We start from the raw sequence: 20,096 nt of genomic DNA, 5'->3' as shown, positions 1-20,096 counted from the left end.
TTAAAAAGGCAGCTTTAGGCACTTTTTAGAACAGTCAGCCGGAAACGCCAAGTAGTTAAAATTGCTGGATAAAATTGCGATACCAAGACTCAGCGCTCCACAAATTGTTTTCCGTATGTTTCACGGCGTCTGGCAAGACGCCACCAGGGTTTTCTGACAACGAATGGAATCAAGAGGAAAATGAACGTGAAAAGAGTAGGAATTGTGAGCTACGGCACTGGCGTTCCCGTTTGTCGCCTGAAAGTCGAAGAAGTCATCAACGTCTGGAAGAACACCGATCTGCATCTGGTGCAAAACCAGTTGGGGGTAACCGAAAGAGCGGTCCTGCAACCTGACGAAGATGTCATCACCCTCGGTGTGCTGGCCGCCCAGCGGGCGCTTGACAAGGCTCCAGGCAGCAGCGTTGAAGCCTTGTACCTGGGCACCTGCACCAACCCTTATGACTCCCGCGCCTCGGCCTCGGTCATCCTAGAAATGCTAGGTTCCGGCTACGACGCCTACTGCGCCGATGTACAGTTCTCTGGCAAGTCAGGCACCTCGGCCCTACAGATCTGTCAGGCACTGGTCGCCTCCGGCATGACCGGCAGCGCCATTGCAATCGGTGCCGACACCATTAATCGCAACACCGCCCCTGGTGACCTGACGGAATCCTATGCCGGTGCCGGTGCAGCCGCTCTGCTGGTGGGGACGCAGAATGTCATCGCCGAATTCGACGGCAATTTCTCATGTGCCGCCGACGTCGCCGACAACATTCGCCCGCAAGGCGACCGCTACATCCGTTCCGGGATGGGACTGGGATCGGACAAGAACAGCATCGGCCTGGAAGACCAGACACGCCGGGCGGCCGAAGGCCTGATGGCCAAGCTGGGCACCAGTCCGCAGGACTACGACTACGTGGTGTTCCAGCAAAACCTGGTGTCCACGCCCTACTCCCTGGCCAAACATCTAGGTTTCAATCCCAAGCAGGTCGAGCCCGGTATCTACGCCGGCAGCGTTGGTGACGCCGGGGCCGCCAGCCCTCTGCTCGGCCTGATCAACGTGCTCGACCAGTCGCGCCCCGGGCAGAAGATCCTGCTGGTGTCCTACGGTTTCGGCGCCGGTAGCGACGCCATCGCCCTGACGGTTACCCCGGCCATCGAGGCCTACCAAAAGCACAACAAAACGCTGCGCGATTTGCTCGAAAACAAACTGTACGTTGATTACGGCACGTCCATCAAATACGAGTTCAAGTATTTGCGGGCCGATTACGCCCTGACCGCCTATCTCTGATTTCGCCTGTCTACGCAAGGAGCATGAACATGTGCGCACGTCGTGTTGCAATCGTTTCGGCCGCTTACACGCCGAAACCGGGAAGTTCGAGGGTGCGGCAGACGTTCAAGGAAATGATCGTCGAGTCGGCCTACAAAGCCATCAAGGACGCCAAGATGCACCCCCGGGAAATCCAGGGTGTGGCCTATGGTTATCACGGTGAGGGGATTTCGGAATATGGCGGCCTCGGGCCGACGATCTCCGATACCCTGGGCATCAGCCCGGCGCCGACCTTCATGAGCACGGCCAACTGCACCAGCAGTTCGGTGTCGTTCCAAATGGGCCATCAGATGATCGCCTCTGGGGAATACGACATCGTGCTGGTCGGCGGTTTCGAGAAGATGACCGACCACTTCAACTATGCCGAGTACATCGGTTCCAGTACCGAATGTGAGTACGATTACTTCCTCGGTATTTCCCACACCGACGCCTTCGCCCTGGCAACGGCGGAGTATTTCCAAAAGTTCGGCTACGCCGGGCGTGAAGCCGATGTGCTGGCGACCTTTGGCCGGCAGATGCGAATTTATGCGCAAAACACCCCGACAGCCACCCGCTACGGCCTACCGATCCCGTCCCTCGATACACTGAAGAACAGCGAAGCCTTCGGCTCGATGCTGGCCTGGGGTGAAGCCAGCGGCTGCGCCATCCTGGTCGCCGAACACCTGGCCCACAAGTATACCGACAAGCCGGTGTTCGTTCGCGGTTGTGCCTACACCGGCGTTTCCCATTACTTTGGCACCCGCTTTCACAATCCGACTCTGCATCACCCGGGCCTGCCCAAGGACGTCGGCATGGCCGTCTCGGCCAACTCGATCGCCTGCGCTGAAATCGCCTACAAGAAAGCCGGGATCTCCGCCAAGGACATCGACGTGGCGCAGGTCTACGACCTGCTCGGCGCCGGCTTGATCCAGATGGAATCCATGGGCATCTGCGGCAAGGGCCAGGCCGGCGATTTTGTCCTGGAGGGCGGTATCGCCATCGACGGCCAACTGCCATTGAACACCGACGGCGGCAATATCGGCCGCGGCCATGCGTCCGGTTGCGACGGCATCCTGCATATCACCGAACTGTTCCGCCAGTTGCGCGGTGAATCCGACAACCAGGTCAAGGGCGCGCGCATCGGCGTGTCGCAGAACCTGGGAGGTTACGCCGCCCACAACTCAGTGATCGTTCTTTCCAACGACTAAGGAGCCGGACCATGTCCATGTACCCCGAACAGATCCATCGGATGACCACCGCCAGCATGCTTCGCGAATGGCGCGAACACGGCGGCAAATACCGCCTGGAAGGCAGCCAGTGTGAAGAGTGTAACGAAATCTTCTTCCCGCGCCGTACTGTCTGCGGAGCTTGCAACTCGCTGAGCGTCAAGCCATACCGCTGCGCTCGCAGCGGCAAAATCGAAGTCATGGCCCACGCCGAGAACCCGATCCTCGCCGCCATGGGCTACGGCGAAACCGTACCGCGCTGTATGGCGATGGTGCGCCTCGACGATGGCCTTGTCATCGCCTCGGAAATCGTCGACGTCACCCATCCAGAACAACTCAAGGCCGGCGCGCCGGTACGCATGGTCGTGCGCAAGCATGTCCGTGAAAGCAACCTGGCCTGGCAATACGCCTACAAGTTTGTCCTGGATATATAAGCAACTTACCGGGCGTTAGTTACTAATGCCCGGCCCTTCCGATATCAAAACAAGAACGTCGCCTCAGCAGTATAAAAACGGTCTCTTCCTATAGTGTAGAAGCCATTAAGCCCCTGTTCCTTCAGGGCTACGAACTGCCTTAATTTTAAAACGGGGAATGACTCCCCATACTCATTATTGGCCTATATATGGCCGAGGATTTATCATGTCGACTCTTTGTCTCCCGCACGTGCTGTTCCCGAAAAACAAGATTACCCAGCAACAGATGATCGACCATCTGGAAAGCCTGCACGCCGACCATCCGCGCATGGCGTTGGCCAAGCGCATGATCCAGAACACCGAGGTCAATGAACGGCACCTGATCCTGCCGATCGACGAACTGGCGGTGCACACCGGCTTCACCCACCGCAGCATCGTCTATGAGCGCGAAGCCCGCCAGATGTCCTCCGCCGCCGCCCGCCAAGCCATTGAAAACTCTGGCCTGACGGTCGACGACATCCGCATGGTGGTAGTCACCTCCTGCACCGGCTTCATGATGCCCTCGCTGACCGCGCACCTGATCAACGACCTGGAACTGCCTACTTCCACCGTGCAGTTGCCGATCGCCCAACTCGGCTGCGTCGCTGGTGCCGCCGCGATCAACCGGGCCCATGACTTCGCCAAGCTCGACGCGCGCAATCATGTGTTGATCGTCTCCCTGGAGTTCTCTTCGCTTTGTTATCAACCCAACGATACCAAGTTGCACGCATTCATTTCCGCCGCACTCTTTGGTGATGCCGTTTCCGCCTGTGTATTGCGCGCGGATGATCAGGCGGCAGGCTTCAAGATCCGTTCGACCAACTCGTTCTTCTTGCCGAAAAGTGAGCACTACATCAAGTACGATATAAAGGATACCGGTTTCCACTTCACCTTGGATAAAGCCGTGATGAACTCCATCAAGGATGTCGCGCCGATCATGGAGAAACTCAACTACGACACACTAGAACAGAACTGTGCGCAGAATGAATTCTTCATATTCCATACCGGCGGCCGCAAGATCCTCGACGAACTGGTCCTGCAACTGGACCTGGCCTCAGACTGTGTCTCGCCATCGCGCAACAGCCTCTCCGAAGCCGGCAATATCGCCAGCGTGGTGGTGTTTGATGTGCTCAAGCGGCAGTTCGAAGCAGGCCTGAATCCCGGAGATGTCGGCATGCTGGCGGCTTTCGGCCCGGGCTTCACCGCCGAAATGGCCGTGGGTGAATGGGCAGCCTGATCCAAAGATTTGCTCGGCCAACGGGGTGGGCGTGCGCGAAGCCTTAACGGTCTGCTAGACGCCAAGGCTCCCGCGCGCCCTCCAGGCATTTCGGAAGACGGCGGAGCCCTTTAATTGCGCTGATTCATGGTTTTCACACGGAAGATGAGCGATGAACAGAGACAATCACACGACGACGCCCAAGCGGAGTTACGAACGACGCATGGTATGGCTGCTGTCATTGAGTTTCGGCCTGGTCGGGCTTGACCGATTTATTATCCTGCCGCTGTTTCCGGTGATCATGCATGACCTGCATCTGGATTATCAGGACCTCGGCTTCCTCTCGGCCGCACTGGCCTTTACCTGGGGATTTTCAGCCCTCGGCGCGGGCTACGTGATTGACCGCCTGGGCCGCAAGAGCGCACTGGTCCTGTCGATTGCCGTGCTGTCTCTGCTGTCGGGACTCTCGGCCCTGGCCAGCGGGCTGTTCGGGCTGGTACTCCTCCGAGCCCTGATGGGACTTTGCGAAGGCGCCTTCACGCCGACCAGCATCATCGTCACCGACGAGGTTTCGCATCCGGATCGACGCGGACAGAACCTGGGCTTCCAGCAGGCGCTATTCCCGATTCTCGGCCTGTGCCTGGGGCCGTTGCTGGCAGCCAGCCTACTGGAACTATTCGACTCCTGGCGTATGGTATTTGCAATCATCTCCCTGCCGGGCCTGCTGCTGGCCGGCTATCTGTGGAGGGTCTATCGACCGGTGCCGTTGCCAGGCCATCACCAATCAGCCCCCAGCAACGCCCGGACACGCTGGTTGAATGCCTTCAGAAGTGGCAATGTCAGCCTGAACATCCTGATTATGTTCTGCATTCTCACCTGCCAGTTCGTGTTGTGCGCCATGTTGCCCAGCTACCTGACGGACTACTTACACCTGGAAACCCTGTCAATGGCCGTAGTGATTTCCGCCATCGGCATGGGCGGCTTCATCGGCCAGTTGATCATTCCGGCGATGTCGGATCGGCTGGGACGCAAGCCGGTGGTCATGGTTTCCTTCATGATGAGCGCGACGCTAGTGTGCCTGCTGATCATCAGCCCGGCGATTACCGAACTGCTGTTCCTGCTGCTGTTCCTGTTGTCGTTCTTCAATTTCAGCCTGATCTGCATGACCGTCGGCCCGTTGACTAGCGAGTCAGTGCCGCCGGCGCTGTTGCCCACGGCCACCGGCATCGTCGTGGGGTTCGGCGAAATCCTCGGCGGTGGCGTATCACCAGCCGCCGCCGGCTACGCCGCCACCCATTTCGGCCTGCCCTCCATCCTATACGTTGCCCTGGCCGGAAGCATCGCCGGCCTGTTGTTGTCCATGTGCCTGCGCGACAACCTGAGACGCCACAACCCCGAGTCCGTCCTGCAGCCCATAGAAGCGCTGCCGGCCAGCTTGCCCCTGAAGGAGTAGAGAATCATGGGACACTATTTGATGTTGCTCGACCTTTACCAGCACGAGCACCGAGGCATCGGTGTGTTCGATTTCCAGACGGGCCAGAACTCCCGGATGTTTCCCGAGCAGGGCGGGCTGTATGAAACGCTGCAGTACTGCAGTCGCTGGCACCTGGGTTGGGCCGAGCACCTCAAGCACCTGCCCACCATTACCAGCACCCGGGAAATCGACCTCAGGCCACCACTCAAGCCCAGCAACAACCTGCTGGCCCAAGTCAGCGCGATCAGCCTGGCGACGCCGAAGAAAAACCAAGCCTGGTTCTACAAAGGCAACGGCAGCCTGCTCAAGACCCACGGCGAGGCGCTTAACATCCCCTATCACGCACTGAGCATCGCCTGCGAACCGGGGATCGTCTGCATCTATATGGTAGATCCCTTTGGAAAGTTGCGCTTCGTCGGCTTCACCCTCGGCAACGATATACATGACCCGTTGCTCGGCAACCTCGATTCACCGGACGCCTTGCAGGCCAGCCTGCGCGAGTGCGCGATTGCCCCGGCCATGATTCTCGGGGAAATGCAGTATCGGTTGTCCATCGATGCGCGCATCGAGCGCCAGGACGCGCAGATTTCCTGTCGCGAGTACGTTATCGACCTAAAGGAGTGGCAGGCGCTGCGCAGGCGCACCCAGGCCTTTCTCGAACAACATGAGCAGTTCCTGCAACCAGGCTTGGTGCACTACGTGTTTCATGGCCTCGGCCATCGTGACAGCGAACCGCCTCTGCAACACGGCGACTGGCTCGACCTCGATTGCCCGGAGCTGGAGCTAGGCATGAGCAATTGCATCGTTGAAGAAGAGTTGCTGCACCTGTACCCGCTCGGCAAGCGCCTGCTAGAGGCCGGCCCGCCGGCACGGGCGACGGACCTGCAGCAGCGTCCCAGCGATCGGCGATAAATCCGATACGCAGAGACGTCCTTCGATATCGCATTCAAGCAAGTGCCGAATCGGACTGTGCACGAGTGGAATACTCAGCGTTGTTGCGTTGTCGGCCACCGGATCAGCGTCACCAAAACCAGCAGATAATGGCCAACTTCAACGATGTATCTTGCTTGAGCAACCGCAAGACCTGCTCGATCTGTGGCTGTGAATCAGGAAGGGTTTGGACCAGACCTTGCCTTCCACCGCCTCCAGGCGATCACCTGTCCAGAATGACACCTGATCAAAATCGGCGACATCGGCAGGCTGGACGAGTCGAATGCCCTGCCGGTTGCTGCCTGCAAGGGTTGCGACGCTTGAGCGCGCCAGCGGACGAAACCCCCTTATCAGGTGCTAAATCGTCGAGATCCCAAGGTGTAAAAAGAGACCTTTATCTTGCGACCGCCCGTTTCGCTTGAACAGAAAGTTCGGCGTGTGAAGCACTGATCCGGTCTACCAGGTAACGCGCATCTTTTGCCACGCCGCAAAAACGGCCCGAGCCCCAGGTGTACAACCATGGCAATCCGAGGAAGTACAGACCTGGCTGCGTCGTGATCCCGCGCTGGTGGCACGGATGGCCGCGACCATTGAAAACGGCGGCCTCGACCCAGGTAAAGTCCGGACTGAAGCCGATACACCAGATGACGCTGGTGATGCCTGCGCTTTCAAGGTCCAGTTCGCTGCGCGCTTGCTCAGGTGACCAGTTCGGCTGATAGCGTTCGCCGGGCGGCGCGTCGATAGAATACTGCTCGATGTACTTGTCGATCGATCCGTTGATGCGGTTGTACACAGCATCGGCGCTGTCCAGACTCTCGCCCAGGTTATTTGCAAACTGCATGCGCGTGCCCTGCAATCCTTCGAGGCGACCGAACAATTCCATGCCTTGCGTGGCGAATTTGCGCAGGTCTATATCGCGCCCGCCATCGCGCCCCGTGACATAGTGATTGGTGTTATCACGAACGCCTTCACGCAGCGGATGGGTGTCGACACCGATTTCGTAGTAACCCATTTCTGCGAGCCAATCGACCACGTCCCTGCCTCGGTAGAAGCGCGCGCAACGCGGTGCATCGCCCACCGCAAGAAAGACTTTGCGTCCAGCTAGATGCAGATCCTCGGCAATCTGCGCCCCCGACTGCCCGGAGCCGACCACCAGCACATTGCCGGCAGGTAAAGCCTCGGGGCTGCGGTATTGCTCCGAATGCAGTTGATGAATACCTGTTGGCAAACGCTCGGCCAGTCGCGGAATGATCGGCGTGTGATAGCCGCCCGACGCGACAATCACCTGGTCGGCCGTGAACTCGCCTTGCGAGGTGTGCACCTCGAACCCACCGAGCGAGCGAGGGACCACACGCTGCACGGTAACCCCCTCGCAAACCGGCGCATTAACCGATTTGACGAAACCGGCCAGGTACTCATTGATCTCATCCTTTTTCATGAAGCCGTGAGGATCAGTGCCCTTGAAGTCATCGACGTAGGTGTAGCCCGGCAAGGCGCATTGCCAGTTGGGCGTGACCAGCGTGAAGGTGTCCCAACGCTGATTGCGCCAGGTATGAGTCACGCTGTGCTTTTCCAGCACCAAGTGGTCAATCCCTTCCTGTTGCAGGTAGTAGCTGGCGGACAACCCGGCCTGACCGCCGCCAACGACGATCACACTGTGGTGTGGGGTTTTGATTGAGGTGAGGTGGCTGGTCATAACGTTGCTCCGGTCTTCGGTGACGATAAAAATCAAGGGGAAAATTCAATGAATCAGAACGAGCCCCAGCGCGCGCCGATCACCTGGCCAGCGCCTTCGGTCCGCATGCTGAGAATGTCCACTAGCCCCTCTGTGTGGACAGGCTCGAGCAGGTAACTGGCTTGGCCCTTCAACGAGTTCAAGGTGTCCATGGCCGAACTGCAATAGAACCCCTTGACCGCCTTGACCCGCTCCGAGGCCTTGTTCAAGGCGCTTTCGAGGCGCTGTAGAAAATCCGGCAGAGGGTAGCTGGCGCCCTCCTCCAGATATTGATAAATCACGGTTGAAGGTGAATAACCGGACGCCTCTGTGCCATTGGGCCAGCGGATTTTGAAGTTAACGGCGGGCATGTCAGTGCTCCTGTTGATGAAGGTTCAAGGGGGTCAAATCGAGATGGGAATAGCTGAAACCGGTAAATGGTTGCATGTGCAGGTTCCAGAATTCGCCGCGCTGCTCGCCGAGTCGAACGTTCAGCGCAGCGCTGGCATCGACCTGGCCGATGCGTTCGCAGCGCACACCTTCAAAGGCAAAAGCGCTCTGGACTTGCACCCAGTCACGCTCATCGAGCGTCATCAAAAAGCCATAGCTGGGAAATACCTGTAACCAGCGAACCAGCTCGGCGTCCGGTGGACATGGCAGCGAAGCAAAATCGATGGTCGCGCCGCAGCCGGTGGCTTCCAGCAGCATCAACAGGCTGCCGAGGACACCTGCGTTGCTGATGTCTTTGGCCGCGTGCAGCAGTTGGGCATCGGCAAGGCGCGGCAACACGTCGAGCTTGCTGCGCAGGCGCTCGGCCGGTACACCTTCGAACGCTTTCCAATAGGTGCTGTCAGCGTGCCAGGCGCCCTCAAGGTCCACCGCCATGGCGATCACCTGGCCGGGAGCGACATGCAAGGTCGACAGCAGCGTTGACGCCGTCCCGGTAATCGCCACGGCCAGAGCGGCCGGGTTTTGCGTGGTGAGGCTGGTATGGCCGCCGGCCAACAGCAAGCCGTAGGCTTCACACGCCGCACGGATGCCCGCCAGAATCTGTTGCGCGGCATCGTTGTCGTGATGCCAGTACGCGTTGACCACCGCCGTTGCGCGACCGCCCATGGCGGTGATGTCGCTGACGTTGGCCATCACCGCCGACCATCCGGCAAACCACGGCGCCGCCTCGACGAAGGCCGGCAACATGCCTTCGATGGCCAGCAACTGAAAGTGGTTGCCACAGGCAATTGCCGCCGTGTCGTCGCCCGGCAAGGCGTAAAGCTGTTCGCGGGTCAGCGTTTGTTTAGTGCAGCCAATCACCGCCGCCGGTTGTTGGATCGCCTGTTTCGAGCGCATCGCCGGGGTGTTGCGCACGGTGTCAAGCAGGGTCGCCAGATCAAGAACCTCAGTCATGGCGAACCACCTTCAGCGCCCGCAATGAAACCTGGCGCGGCATTAACGGGTAGGCCGACAGATCCGCCTGCATCAGGCAATGGGGCTGACCGAGCAATTCCAGCCGTTCCAACGTGTGCCAGCGCAGGCCATGGAAATAGCCTTCGTTCTGCGCCTGCACCGTGGCACGGAACACGTCACAACCCAGGTCCTTGGCCCGCGACACCGCCTCGTTGACCAGTGCCTTGCCGATCATGCTGTGCCGCCGATACGCCGGGGCCACACACAAACGCCCACCAAACCACAGACCCGGCTCCGGCTGGTAAATACGAACCGCGCCCACCACCTGATCGGCGATCCCGCAATTGCCGGCCAGGGCGACAATGGCTATGGCCTGAAAGTCGTGGCTGTCTTTGTCCTGTACCAGCAGTTGTTGCTCATCGGAAAATACCGAACGTCGCAAGGCGAAATAGGCCTGTTTCTCCCAGTGTTCGCTGGCGGGTTTGACCAGCAACTCACCGGCGCGAAACGGTTCAAAGGTGCTATCAACCAAAGCAAAGGCGAGATTCGGCATGGGTGTTCTCCGGCTTATTCGTAGCTTTTCAGGGCCGAGCACGCACCGCATTTGGCGCAGCCGGCATTGATCTGATCGGAGTGCAGGCCGTGACGACGCAGGCTCGCGCCGATCTGCGGATACAAGCGGGCCATCATTGCACTGTCGGGTTTTGGGTGATGGGCCAACGGGGTGCCGTCGATGGGCACGAACGGCACCACGAACGGGTACACACCCAGCGCGCACAAACGCTCGCTCATCTCGCCGATGGCGGCTTCGCTGTCGCCCAAGCCCGCGAGGATGTAGGTGCTGACCTGGCCGCGACCGAACACTTCGACCGCCGCGCTGAACGCCTCAAAGTAGCGACTGAGCGGCACTTCGGCCTTTCCTGGCATGATCCGTTGGCGCACTTCATCGGTGACCGCCTCCAGGTGCATGCCAAGAGAGACCACACCGCTGTCAGCCAGGCGCTGGAACCAGCGATCGTCGTCCGGCGGCTCGCATTGCGCCTGAATCGGCAGATCGACCGCGGCAGTCACCGCCGCCGCGGACTCACACAAGATGGCCGCACCACGGTCTGGGGTTTGCGGCGTGCCGGTGGTCATCACCATGTGCTTGACGCCATCGAGTTCCACAGCGGCTTTTGCCACCTGCGCCAATTGCTGCGGGCGTTTGCGGGCGATGGTTTTGCCCGCGGCCAGCGACTGGCCAATGGCGCAGAACTGGCAGGAACTGCCGCGATCATTGAATCGAATACAGTGCTGCAATACCGTAGTCGCCAGCACATCACGGCTGTGCAGCGTGGCGATTTTCCAGTAGGGAATGCCATCGGCGGTGCTCAAGCCGTAGAAGTTCGGGACGCCGGGCATCTGTACCTGACCGACCTGCAAGCCTTCACGAAAGATCAGCGCCTGACTGCCATCGGCACTGGGTTGTGCCTGGTAAGGCGAATTCTGCGAGGCCTGATTGAGGATCGGCACCATCATGGTCCGGCTGCCGAAACTCAGGGCCTTGTGGTCCGAGGGCCCCGCACCACCTTGTCGGGACAGACCGTTTTGCGCAGCCGGCCAACGCACGCCATGACACTGCAACTCGGCCAGCAACTCATTGGTTTGCATGATCGAGCTCCTCGGTGGCAACCACCGCAACGCGCGAGGCGCGTTCATGCACATGGGCCGTGGGCGTGCGGTCGATCAAAAGGCTGAGCAGTTCCGGACGGCTGTAATGGCCGACCGAATCCATCATGCGTTTGCGCTTGTCGATCAAGGCCAGGTCGAGGTCGGCAATCACCACACCTTCACCGGCACGCAGCGGCTCACCGAGCAATTTGCCCTCAGGCGAGACAATGGCGGTGAAGCAGCCTCCCGAAATCGGGCCAAGGCCACAACCGGTGTCCTGCATGATCTGGCCTTGCTGATCGGCATCCAGCCATGCGGTGGCGTTGACCACGAAACAGCCGGATTCCAGCGCGTGGTGGCGAATGGTGACTTCGATCTGCTCGGCGAAAATATCGCCCACCAGGGAGCCCGGAAACATCGCCGCGTGGATCTGCTCTCCGTCGGCCATCAAGGCGTAACGGGCCAGCGGGTTGTAATGCTCCCAGCACGCCAGCGAACCGATGCGCCCGATGGCACTGTCGACGGCGCGCAGGCCGGAACCGTCGCCTTGTCCCCAGACCATGCGCTCGTGGTAGGTCGGGGTAATCTTGCGTCGATGCTGAATCAGGCTGCCGTCGGCATCGAAGAGTAATTGTGCGTTGTAGATTGTGCCGCCATCGCGCTCATTGACGCCGATGGACACGACCACCCCCGCTTGCTTGCAGGCCTCGCCAATCGCCAGTGTGGCGGCGGATGGAACGGTGACCGATTGATCGAGCAGCTTGAGGTGTTGCGCTCCCATGGCAAACGCCGGCTGCACAAAGGAAAAATACGGGTAGTACGGCACCACCGTCTCCGGAAACACGGCGAACTGCACACCTTGCCCACCGAGGGCGATGATCTGTTGGCAGACCTTGTCCACGGTGCCTTCGCGGCTGTAGAGCACCGGGCTGATTTGTACGGCTGCTGCGCGAATGATGGCCATGATGGGTCCTGAAAATGGTGAGGGCTCGGAAGATCGACAACAGCCTTGTGGGGCAGGCTTGCCTGCGATTCGGGTTGGGGTGCCGATCGCGAGCAGACTCACTCCCACAAGGGGTTGTGCTGTCAGGCCGTCCAGGTATCGATGATCATCGCGCCTTCACGGCGCATCAGCAGGCGCAGGTCCATCACGTCCAGCGGATTGATCGGGCGGATGCCTTCGATCAGGGCTTTTTCGGTCTGGCCATACAGTGCTTGCAGGGCGAAACGACAGGCGTAGACCTCACCGCCCTCCTCCATGAACTGCATCAGTTGCTTGTTCACCGCCAGGTGACCGGGGAACGCTTCGGCGCCCAGGGTTGGGAAGCCGCGTTGCACGCCCAGTTGCACGCCTGGTCCATACAGCAGGATTTTGGTTTCAAAGCCTTTGCGCAGCAGGCGTTTGGCCTGAAGCATGTTGACCAGGCCAATGGAGCCCTCGAAGGCGATGGTGTGGAAGGTGATCAGGACTTTCTCGCCCGGCTCGGCTTTGACGTCCTCGAAGACTTTCTCTTCGTAATTGACCAGGAAGTCGCCGTCTTTGTAATGAGGGATGTCCACGGTTGGCATAGTGTCGCTCTCCAGTTTTCTTCGTGCTTGAACGTCAGCCAGTGTTGGCTGCCGGGTTGCAGGAGATAGAGCGAACGCCATGCCAGAAAATAGAAACATTTTTCGATGAGGGTTAATCGGTTGATTTATATAAAGATACTGCTCTGGTCTGGTTTTTAGTGGCGTATCTGATGCTATCGCTGAGTCACGCATTCCCGTAGAAATACGAATATTCGTAGTGATAAAGCACGAGATTTCGTAGCCATGAATGAAGCAGACTCTCTCAGCGGTTGGGCCGACCTGGCGTATTCGTCACGGCATATGGTGTTTGAACATTGCGCCGAAGCCATCGCGCTGCTCAATCCGTTTTCCGATCGGCTGGTTGACCTCAACATCGCCACCTGCAAGCTGCTCGGCTATCCGCGTCAGGAACTGCTCGAACTACCGGTGAGCAAACTGTTCGGTCATCAATTGGCCGACCTGATCGTCTTCACCCAGGCGGTGATGGACAAAGGCCGCGCCTGGACCGATGAGCTCAGTTGCAACTGCAAGAGCGGCGAACGCATCGAACTGGAAATCTCCGCCACCACCCTGCAAATCAAGGGCAAACAACAGCTCATTCTGGTGCTACGCGAACGCAGTCAGGAAAAGTATCAACGCGACCAGGCCCACACCGAACGCACCATGCGCGGAGGGCTGATCGAGTGGCGCAACATTCTCAATCTGTTCCAGGAAAACGAGCGCGACAATCAGTTGCTGCTGAGCTCGGTGGGCGACGGTATCTACAGCATCAACAGCGACGGCCTGGCCACCTTCGTCAACCCGGCTTGCGCGCGGATGTTGGGTTGGGAGCCCCAGGACATGATCGGTAAGAACATCCACCGCATTCACCACCATACCCATGCCGATGGCAGCCACTACCCCGTGGAAGAGTGCCCGATCTATAAAGCCGTGCGCGACGGCGTCATTCACGAGGGGCGTCAGGAGGTGTTCTGGCGTCGCGACGGCACCTCGTTTCCGGTGGAGTTCACCAGCACCCCGGTGATTTCCGAGGGTCGCATCGTCGGTGCCGTGGTGGTGTTCCGCGATATCACCGAGCGGCGTAGCACGGAAAACCAGCTGCAAAGCGCCCTGGAAGAACTCAAGGTACTCAAGGAACGCCTCGAAGAGCAGAACGCGTACTTGCAGGAAGAGATTCACATCGAGCACAACTTCCGCGAGATCGTTGGCCAGAGCGAGCCGATCAAAAAGATCATCCGGCAGATCGATGTGGTCGCGCCTACCGATGCCAGCGTGTTGATCAACGGTGAATCGGGGACGGGCAAGGAGCTGATCGCCCGCGCCATTCATCAGGCCAGCCGTCGTAACGGCCACCCGCTGATCCGGGTTAACTGTGCGGCGATTCCGGCGGAGCTGTTCGAAAGCGAGTTTTTCGGCCACATTCGCGGGGCTTTTACCGGGGCCGTGCGTGATCGGGTCGGACGTTTCGAACTGGCGGATGGAGGCACGTTGTTTCTCGACGAAATCGGTGAGATTCCTCTGGAGTTGCAAAGCAAGCTGCTGCGGGTGTTGCAGGAAGGTCAGTTCGAGCGGGTCGGCGAAGAGCGCACGCGCAAGGTCGATGTGCGGATCATTGCGGCGACCAACCGCGATCTGCGCCAAGAAGTCGCGGCCAAGCACTTTCGCGAAGACCTGTATTTTCGCCTGAACGTGTTCCCGATCCACTCCCCGGCGTTGCGAGACCGATTGATGGACATCGGCGCCCTGGCCACGCATTTCCTCAAACAGACCGGCAAACGCCTGAACATGCCAGGGCGGCGACTGCGCAACAGCGACATCGAACGTCTGCAACGCTACTCATGGCCGGGCAATATTCGCGAGTTGCAAAACGTCATCGAGCGCGCATTGATCACCTCGATTGGCGCGGATCTGAGCCTGGATTTGCCCGACGAGCCGAAAGCCAGCCTCGCCGACCCTCAACAACAGGCCTCCCCGATCACGATCATGACGGACGCGCAGATCCGCGAGCTCGAACGATGCAACATGGAAGCCGCCTTGAAGGCGGCGGATGGCAAGTTATTCGGTAAAGGCGGTGCAGCTCAATTGCTGGGACTCAAGCCAACGACGCTGGCTTCGAGGTTCAAGCGGCTTGAGATCAAATTTGGAGAATGAGTTGAACCCGTTCGCAAGCGGCTTAACGCCCCGGCTGCCAACCCATCTTCTCCAATGCCTGAAGCAAGCGCCCTCCCTCCAGGGCCGGCACCTCCCGCCCATCCTCGGCATGCATGGTTCGACCGGCTAGCAAAGCATTGACGATAGCCTCCTCTACCGCTTCGGCCGCTGCCGAGAAAAGTGGCGAGATATGATCGTTGTTGACCATCGCTACTTGAGCTGTCTTCGGCAGATTACGCCGGTTGTAGTCGGCTGGAGCCAGCCCGGTATTTCCTGTAGAGAAGGCCAGGAAGATATCGCCGCTGGAGTCGTCGGTACCGCCGCCAGTCCGTGCAATACCTAGCGAGGCCCGTTGTGCCAGCCGCTGGCATTGGTGTGGTAGCAAGGGAGCATCGGTGGCCAACACGACCACGATTGATCCCATGCCTGGAGTGCCTTGCAGAGCGTAGGGCGACGGCAGATCCAGCAGCGCTCTGCCCACCGGGTATCCATCGACTCTGAGTTCGCGGCGTTGGCCATGGTTGGCTTGAACGAATGCCCCCACCGTCCAACCGCCCTGCTCTGCTGGCAGTTTGCGTGAAGCGGTACCAATCCCACCTTTGAACTCGTGGCAGATCATTCCTGTGCCTCCGCCGACAGCACCTTCAGTCACCGGCCCGGTATCCACAGTGCTCAAGGCTTGCTGCACCAAGTCTGCATTCACGTGCTGACCCCAGATGTCGTTCAACACGCCATCGTAGGTTTCCATCACTACCGGCATGCACCAATAAACCGATCTATCAGCCAGTGTTGCGTGCTCATGAGCGATAAGCGCATCGCGTACCACGCCCACGCTGTGGGTGTTGGTGGTCGCGATAGGCGTCGTAAGCAGCCCTGCTTCACGAATCCACTCCAAGCCCGTGGCATCGCCATTGCCGTTCAGTACGTGACAGCCAGCGAAACACGGCTGAAAACGCGCGGCTCCAGCCCGCGGCTCAATCACACTCACCCCCGTACGCACCGGTTTGCCGTTATGGACCTTATCCAGCGTCGCATGGCCAACCCGAACGCCTGGCACGTCGGTGATTGCGTTGTTGGGGCCTGGTTGGCCCAAGCCCAAGGAAATGCCGAAGTCGCGTGCTCGCATGATGTCCTCGTTCAGAGTTTTTGGAATGCCGGGCTCAACTTGCCGTACGTAGCGTAAAGCAGCACGGAAGTCACCAGGATTCCAAGAATGATGAAGATGTCCCGGGTGTTAGCGGTGCTCAGTAACGACGTCAGCAGGTATCCCGAACCTACCACGGCAGCCAGTGCAGGAAGAGGCCACAACGGCATCTGATACGGGTGCTCGCGATCACGGCGCAGCACACGGCTGAACAGCGCGCACAGCCCTACGATCAGGTACACGCACAGGATCAGCAGAACGGTGAACGAGGTCAGTTCCGACAGATTGGAGCTGAAGGTCAACGCTGCAGAAGGCACGGCCAGGAAGAGTGTTGCCAGCCATGGAGACTCCCATTTGGCATGGATTCGGGTGAATGCGCGGTTCATGGTTGGCATCCATAGCTCATCACGACCACTGCTGTAGATCACCCGGCCGATCTGAATCACCAGGGCAATGATGGCATTGAATACCGAGAGGAAGATGCCGGCGCTCACTAGCCGTGACAACGTTTCGTTGCCGTGGGCCGTCAGCAAATAACCGATTGGGTCAGGGCTGGCCAGCATCTGTTCAAGCGACGGAGCCCCCACCAGCAGGGCTACGAGCGGGATCAACTCAATGGCGACTACCAGCACCAAAGACAACAGTACCGCTTTTGGAATACCGCGCCCGCCGCATTTCATGTCTTCGGCAAGCAGCACTGCTCCGCCGTAGCCGTTGAAGGAGAACAGAGCCGTGCCGACCGCTCCGATGACCAAGGCCCAGGGCGCTGAGCGTAAGATTCCGTTGTCGAGCACAACAGGGTTGAGCAGGCTGCTGATCGGTTGCTGTGCATGACCGAAGCCCAGCACCACAATCACCATCAAAGCCGCCACCTCAAGAATCAGGCAGCCGCCCGTCACCCAAGCATTAAGCTTGATGTTCAAAATGCCGAGCAGATAGCTCAGCGCTACGATCACCAGGGCCACGGTCTGCCCATCGAACTGTGTGCCTAGTGCGGTATTGAGATACGTGGCGGCCCCTGTTGCCAGCACGGGCGGAATGAACAGAAGCATTGCGAGCACGGTCAGGAACGTGGCGTAACCGGCCATGCCGCCGAATACTCGCTTGGCAAATACGTATTCCCCACCCGCCGCACTGTGCGCACGGCCCAGCTCTGCGTAACACAGCGCAAACATCAGCGCCAACACACCACCGAATATGAATGCCCAGATGACCCCGGTACCGGCCTGGGCGATCGCAAATGGAGCAATGACAAACACGGAGCTGGCGGGTGTCACTGAGGATACAGTGATCGCAATTACATCAGGGACGCTCAGCGTAGGCTTGAGCTCAGGAGATAGCGCATTAGACGACATATGTTCATCCTCTCGTTTGTTATATGAGTTAGGAGGCAGAACTAAAATGCTATGAATGGCGGGCTCTCCGGCACGCTTGATAGGACAGGACTGTATGCAGGTACCCTTGGCCGAACAATTCCCCCTATGGGGTACCCCCGTTGACAGCTTTATAGAATCGGGGGCCAATGCCCTCCTCGCCCTAAGGAAGTAGACGTGGACATTCTCTTTCATGAAGTCGCCAGTCATACCGCTTTAGCTCGAGCTATCGAGCAGATAGGCAGTCCTCGGTTTTGGCGCCAGCTTATCCTGGTGCTACGTCAATGGGTGCCATTCGATAACGCGCTGGCCATCCACTTTCCTTCCCAGGCCGCCCCACACGTGCTTGCTGAGTACGACGCGGCGCCGGCGCCAACGGCGAGCGAGCTGTATCTGGATGGCCTGTACCTGCTCGACCCTTTCTACCAATCTGCTCGCGAAGGCCTGGCCAGCGGGTTTTATCACCTTGAGGAAGTCGCCCCGGATCATTTCCGGCAAACGGACTACTACCTGAACTACTTCCAGAATCATGTGCTGGAAGACGAGGTGCAGTTTCTGCTGCAGCTGCCTGATGGCGTGCTGTCTTTATCCCTTGGCATGCGCCGAACCTTCGATTCAGTGGAGCTGGGGAAACTCGCCCTTGTCAGCTCATGGGTGCTGGCCTTGCTCGACCAGAACTGGACACGCATCGGTATCTCGGTACCTCTGCTGCCCCCCGTTGGCGATGCGTTGGCAAAGTTTGGCAAAGGCGTGCTTTCTGAGCGCGAGGTGGAAATCGCACGGCTTATTCTTCGCGGATACTCGTCGAAGGCGATGGCGCTGCGGCTCGGAATCTCCCCTGAGACCATCAAGGCACACCGCCGGCATCTCTATGCGAAGCTGGACATTTCCTCTCACCCGGAGCTGTTCTCAATGTTTATCCGGGAGCTAGGGTTCTCCGAAGAGCAAGGTACGTAGGGACACTGACAGCGCATGCAGTACCGCTTCACACGCCGTATCCAGCAGACGCTGGAGCTGCACGCCGGTTTGCCCGCCCCGGGACTGTCCCGGCCTATGACAAAATGCCAGCACCTGCACAAAAATCTTCTACGCTGCTAATCAGGGATGCAGCAAAGAGGGTAACGGAGATGCGCGCACTGATTGCGGTCATTGTGTTGGGCCTGGCGTTCGCTGGCTGCGCACCACTCAAGCAATACCACCCTGCCCCGCCATACTTTAAATCCTACGACCTTGACACCCCGCTTGCCTCCTGCCCGGATGCCAGCGGCCGCAAGGCCGACTTCCAGCATGGCTTCATCGAGTTCGATGAGTACGGCAACCTGATGAACCCTGATGCCTTCGAGGCGCTGCTGGCCGGCATCAGGAAAATCAACGAGCCAGTGCTGGTCGTGACGTACCTGCATGGCTGGCGGCACTCTGCGGCGCCTGATGATGACGATGTCCGTGAGTTCAAACTGGCGATGCGCAACATTGCTGCGATGGATGGCTGCAAGCGCAAAGTTGTTGGGCTGTACATGGGGTGGCGCGGCCAGGTGCTGGCCTGGAACTCTGCGCTGGATCTCGTCACGTTCTGGGACCGCAAACAGACAGCGCACAGCGTCGGTAGCGGAGCGGTCACCCAGGTGCTGCTGCGCCTGGACAAAGAGCGCGTGCGTCGCAACAGCGGCAGCTTGCTACAGGCAACCGATAACACCCAAAGCCGCTTGGTGTTTATCGGCCACAGCTTCGGTGCGGCGGTACTTTATACAGCCCTTGCGCCGATTCTGGTCGAACGCTTTACCCAGAGTGCGAGTTTCGATCCCGACAACCCACTGGATGCCACCGGTTGCATGAAAGACCCCAAGGAGTCGCTGAAAACTGTCGGTGACCTGGTGGTGCTGATCAACCCAGCCTTCGAGGCGATGCGTCTGGTCACCTTGCAGAAAATGAGCATGGGCTGTCACTACACCGAAAATCAACCACCGGTACTGGCCATCGTAACCGGCACGACGGACTCAGCCACCAAGTGGGCGTTTCACATCGCCCGGGCACCGCGAGCAAGGCTGCAGAAGTACACCGACGATGTACCTGAAGGCTACAAGGCCAATGCCACCGCCGTTGGCCACTACGAGCCCTACCAGACGCACTTTCTTTCCTCGTCAGACTATTCACCTGACACCGTTGAAGGGCAAACCTTCAAAGGGTGCGAACAATACATCGACGCCTTGGCACAGCCCGATCAGCGCCTGAGCCTGGCAACGCTGTCGACCTCGACGCCATTGAGCGAAGTCAGGATCACGTCACAACAAAAGCAGAGGGACGGCACGGCGAAGTCCTTTGTCTTGCACCTTGCTAAAAATCCGGAATTGAAAGATCCGCCACCCCATAACCCCCTTCTCAACGTCAAGGTGTTTGCGCCGATCATTGAAGGACATGGAGGCATCTACAGCTGCCAGTTGATGACCTTCATCGGCGGCTTGGTCACCCAGCAAATAACCAACTGATGCTCGACCTCAAGGAGCAGCGG

At 59.1% G+C, this 20,096-nt stretch carries 18 protein-coding genes; 9 read left to right on the top strand and 9 right to left on the bottom strand.

Going from position 1 to position 20,096, the window contains the following annotated elements:
- Positions 1 to 180: 180 nt before the first annotated feature.
- The 6 genes from ACA047_RS14815 to ACA047_RS14790 all read left to right on the top strand — a co-directional run bounded on the left by ACA047_RS14815 (position 181) and on the right by ACA047_RS14790 (position 6,567).
- Positions 181 to 1,269 (top strand): hydroxymethylglutaryl-CoA synthase, encoded by a 1,089-nt coding sequence (locus tag ACA047_RS14815; RefSeq protein WP_497350420.1) that lies wholly within the window; start codon positions 181 to 183, stop codon positions 1,267 to 1,269.
- A gap of 29 nt (positions 1,270 to 1,298) precedes the next feature.
- Positions 1,299 to 2,495: a thiolase family protein gene (locus tag ACA047_RS14810; RefSeq protein WP_497350418.1), complete on the top strand. Its 1,197-nt coding sequence runs from the start codon at positions 1,299 to 1,301 to the stop codon at positions 2,493 to 2,495.
- An 11-nt stretch (positions 2,496 to 2,506) separates the two neighbouring features.
- Positions 2,507 to 2,947, top strand: coding sequence for a Zn-ribbon domain-containing OB-fold protein (locus ACA047_RS14805; RefSeq protein WP_017125423.1), 441 nt, complete (start codon positions 2,507 to 2,509; stop codon positions 2,945 to 2,947).
- A 205-nt stretch (positions 2,948 to 3,152) separates the two neighbouring features.
- Positions 3,153 to 4,202, top strand: a complete 1,050-nt coding sequence (locus tag ACA047_RS14800) for a type III polyketide synthase (RefSeq protein ID WP_497350415.1) — start codon at positions 3,153 to 3,155, stop codon at positions 4,200 to 4,202.
- A gap of 151 nt (positions 4,203 to 4,353) precedes the next feature.
- The gene (locus ACA047_RS14795; protein ID WP_497350413.1) at positions 4,354 to 5,634 is read left to right on the top strand and encodes an MFS transporter; all 1,281 of its coding nucleotides are present in this window, start codon (positions 4,354 to 4,356) and stop codon (positions 5,632 to 5,634) included.
- 6 nt (positions 5,635 to 5,640) lie between these two features.
- Positions 5,641 to 6,567, top strand: coding sequence for a fumarylacetoacetate hydrolase (locus ACA047_RS14790; protein WP_497350411.1), 927 nt, complete (start codon positions 5,641 to 5,643; stop codon positions 6,565 to 6,567).
- Positions 6,568 to 6,979: 412 nt separating this feature from the next.
- Here the strand turns inward: ACA047_RS14790 and ACA047_RS14785 are convergent, their stop codons facing one another.
- The 7 genes from ACA047_RS14785 to ACA047_RS14755 form a co-directional block, all read right to left on the bottom strand.
- Positions 6,980 to 8,281 carry an MSMEG_0569 family flavin-dependent oxidoreductase gene (locus ACA047_RS14785; RefSeq protein ID WP_497360194.1) on the bottom strand — a complete coding sequence of 434 codons (1,302 nt, stop codon included), beginning with the start codon at positions 8,279 to 8,281 and terminating at the stop codon, positions 6,980 to 6,982.
- Between the two features lie 53 nt (positions 8,282 to 8,334).
- The gene (locus ACA047_RS14780; protein WP_497360192.1) at positions 8,335 to 8,670 is read right to left on the bottom strand and encodes an MSMEG_0570 family nitrogen starvation response protein; all 336 of its coding nucleotides are present in this window, start codon (positions 8,668 to 8,670) and stop codon (positions 8,335 to 8,337) included.
- 1 nt (position 8,671) lies between these two features.
- Positions 8,672 to 9,703: a sll0787 family AIR synthase-like protein gene (locus tag ACA047_RS14775; protein ID WP_497360190.1), complete on the bottom strand. Its 1,032-nt coding sequence runs from the start codon at positions 9,701 to 9,703 to the stop codon at positions 8,672 to 8,674.
- Positions 9,696 to 10,256, bottom strand: a complete 561-nt coding sequence (locus ACA047_RS14770; protein WP_497360188.1) for an MSMEG_0567/Sll0786 family nitrogen starvation N-acetyltransferase — start codon at positions 10,254 to 10,256, stop codon at positions 9,696 to 9,698. The genes ACA047_RS14775 and ACA047_RS14770 overlap by 8 nt, the downstream gene beginning before the upstream one ends.
- Before the next feature lie 14 nt (positions 10,257 to 10,270).
- Positions 10,271 to 11,353 carry an MSMEG_0568 family radical SAM protein gene (locus tag ACA047_RS14765; protein WP_497360186.1) on the bottom strand — a complete coding sequence of 361 codons (1,083 nt, stop codon included), beginning with the start codon at positions 11,351 to 11,353 and terminating at the stop codon, positions 10,271 to 10,273.
- Complete coding sequence (locus tag ACA047_RS14760) at positions 11,340 to 12,317, bottom strand: Nit6803 family nitrilase (RefSeq protein WP_497360184.1); 978 nt, start codon at positions 12,315 to 12,317, stop codon at positions 11,340 to 11,342. Before ACA047_RS14760 ends, ACA047_RS14765 begins: the two co-directional genes overlap by 14 nt.
- Positions 12,318 to 12,439: 122 nt before the next feature.
- The gene (locus ACA047_RS14755; RefSeq protein WP_020294052.1) at positions 12,440 to 12,922 is read right to left on the bottom strand and encodes an MSMEG_0572/Sll0783 family nitrogen starvation response protein; all 483 of its coding nucleotides are present in this window, start codon (positions 12,920 to 12,922) and stop codon (positions 12,440 to 12,442) included.
- Between the two features lie 243 nt (positions 12,923 to 13,165).
- On the opposite strand from ACA047_RS14755, the gene ACA047_RS14750 reads away from it, so the two are divergent.
- The gene (locus ACA047_RS14750; protein WP_497360181.1) at positions 13,166 to 15,073 is read left to right on the top strand and encodes a sigma 54-interacting transcriptional regulator; all 1,908 of its coding nucleotides are present in this window, start codon (positions 13,166 to 13,168) and stop codon (positions 15,071 to 15,073) included.
- Positions 15,074 to 15,095: 22 nt separating this feature from the next.
- Here ACA047_RS14750 and ACA047_RS14745 read toward each other — a convergent pair whose 3' ends face one another.
- Together ACA047_RS14745 and ACA047_RS14740 are read right to left on the bottom strand one after the other, a co-directional pair.
- Positions 15,096 to 16,199: a DmpA family aminopeptidase gene (locus tag ACA047_RS14745; RefSeq protein WP_497360179.1), complete on the bottom strand. Its 1,104-nt coding sequence runs from the start codon at positions 16,197 to 16,199 to the stop codon at positions 15,096 to 15,098.
- 11 nt (positions 16,200 to 16,210) lie between these two features.
- A complete protein-coding gene (locus tag ACA047_RS14740) occupies positions 16,211 to 17,572 on the bottom strand; it encodes an APC family permease (RefSeq protein WP_497360177.1) in 1,362 nt (453 codons plus the stop codon).
- Positions 17,573 to 17,767: 195 nt separating this feature from the next.
- On the opposite strand from ACA047_RS14740, the gene ACA047_RS14735 reads away from it, so the two are divergent.
- Positions 17,768 to 18,547, top strand: a complete 780-nt coding sequence (locus tag ACA047_RS14735) for a helix-turn-helix transcriptional regulator (protein WP_497360175.1) — start codon at positions 17,768 to 17,770, stop codon at positions 18,545 to 18,547.
- 170 nt (positions 18,548 to 18,717) lie between these two features.
- Entirely contained in the window at positions 18,718 to 20,073 is a 1,356-nt protein-coding gene (locus ACA047_RS14730) for a hypothetical protein (RefSeq protein WP_497360173.1), read from the top strand.
- Positions 20,074 to 20,096: the final 23 nt, after the last annotated feature.

Source organism: Pseudomonas sp. LBUM1664, from assembly GCF_059695895.1.
The sequence above is the reverse complement of the archived record's forward strand: the minus strand, read 5'-3'. Positions and strand labels throughout refer to the sequence as shown.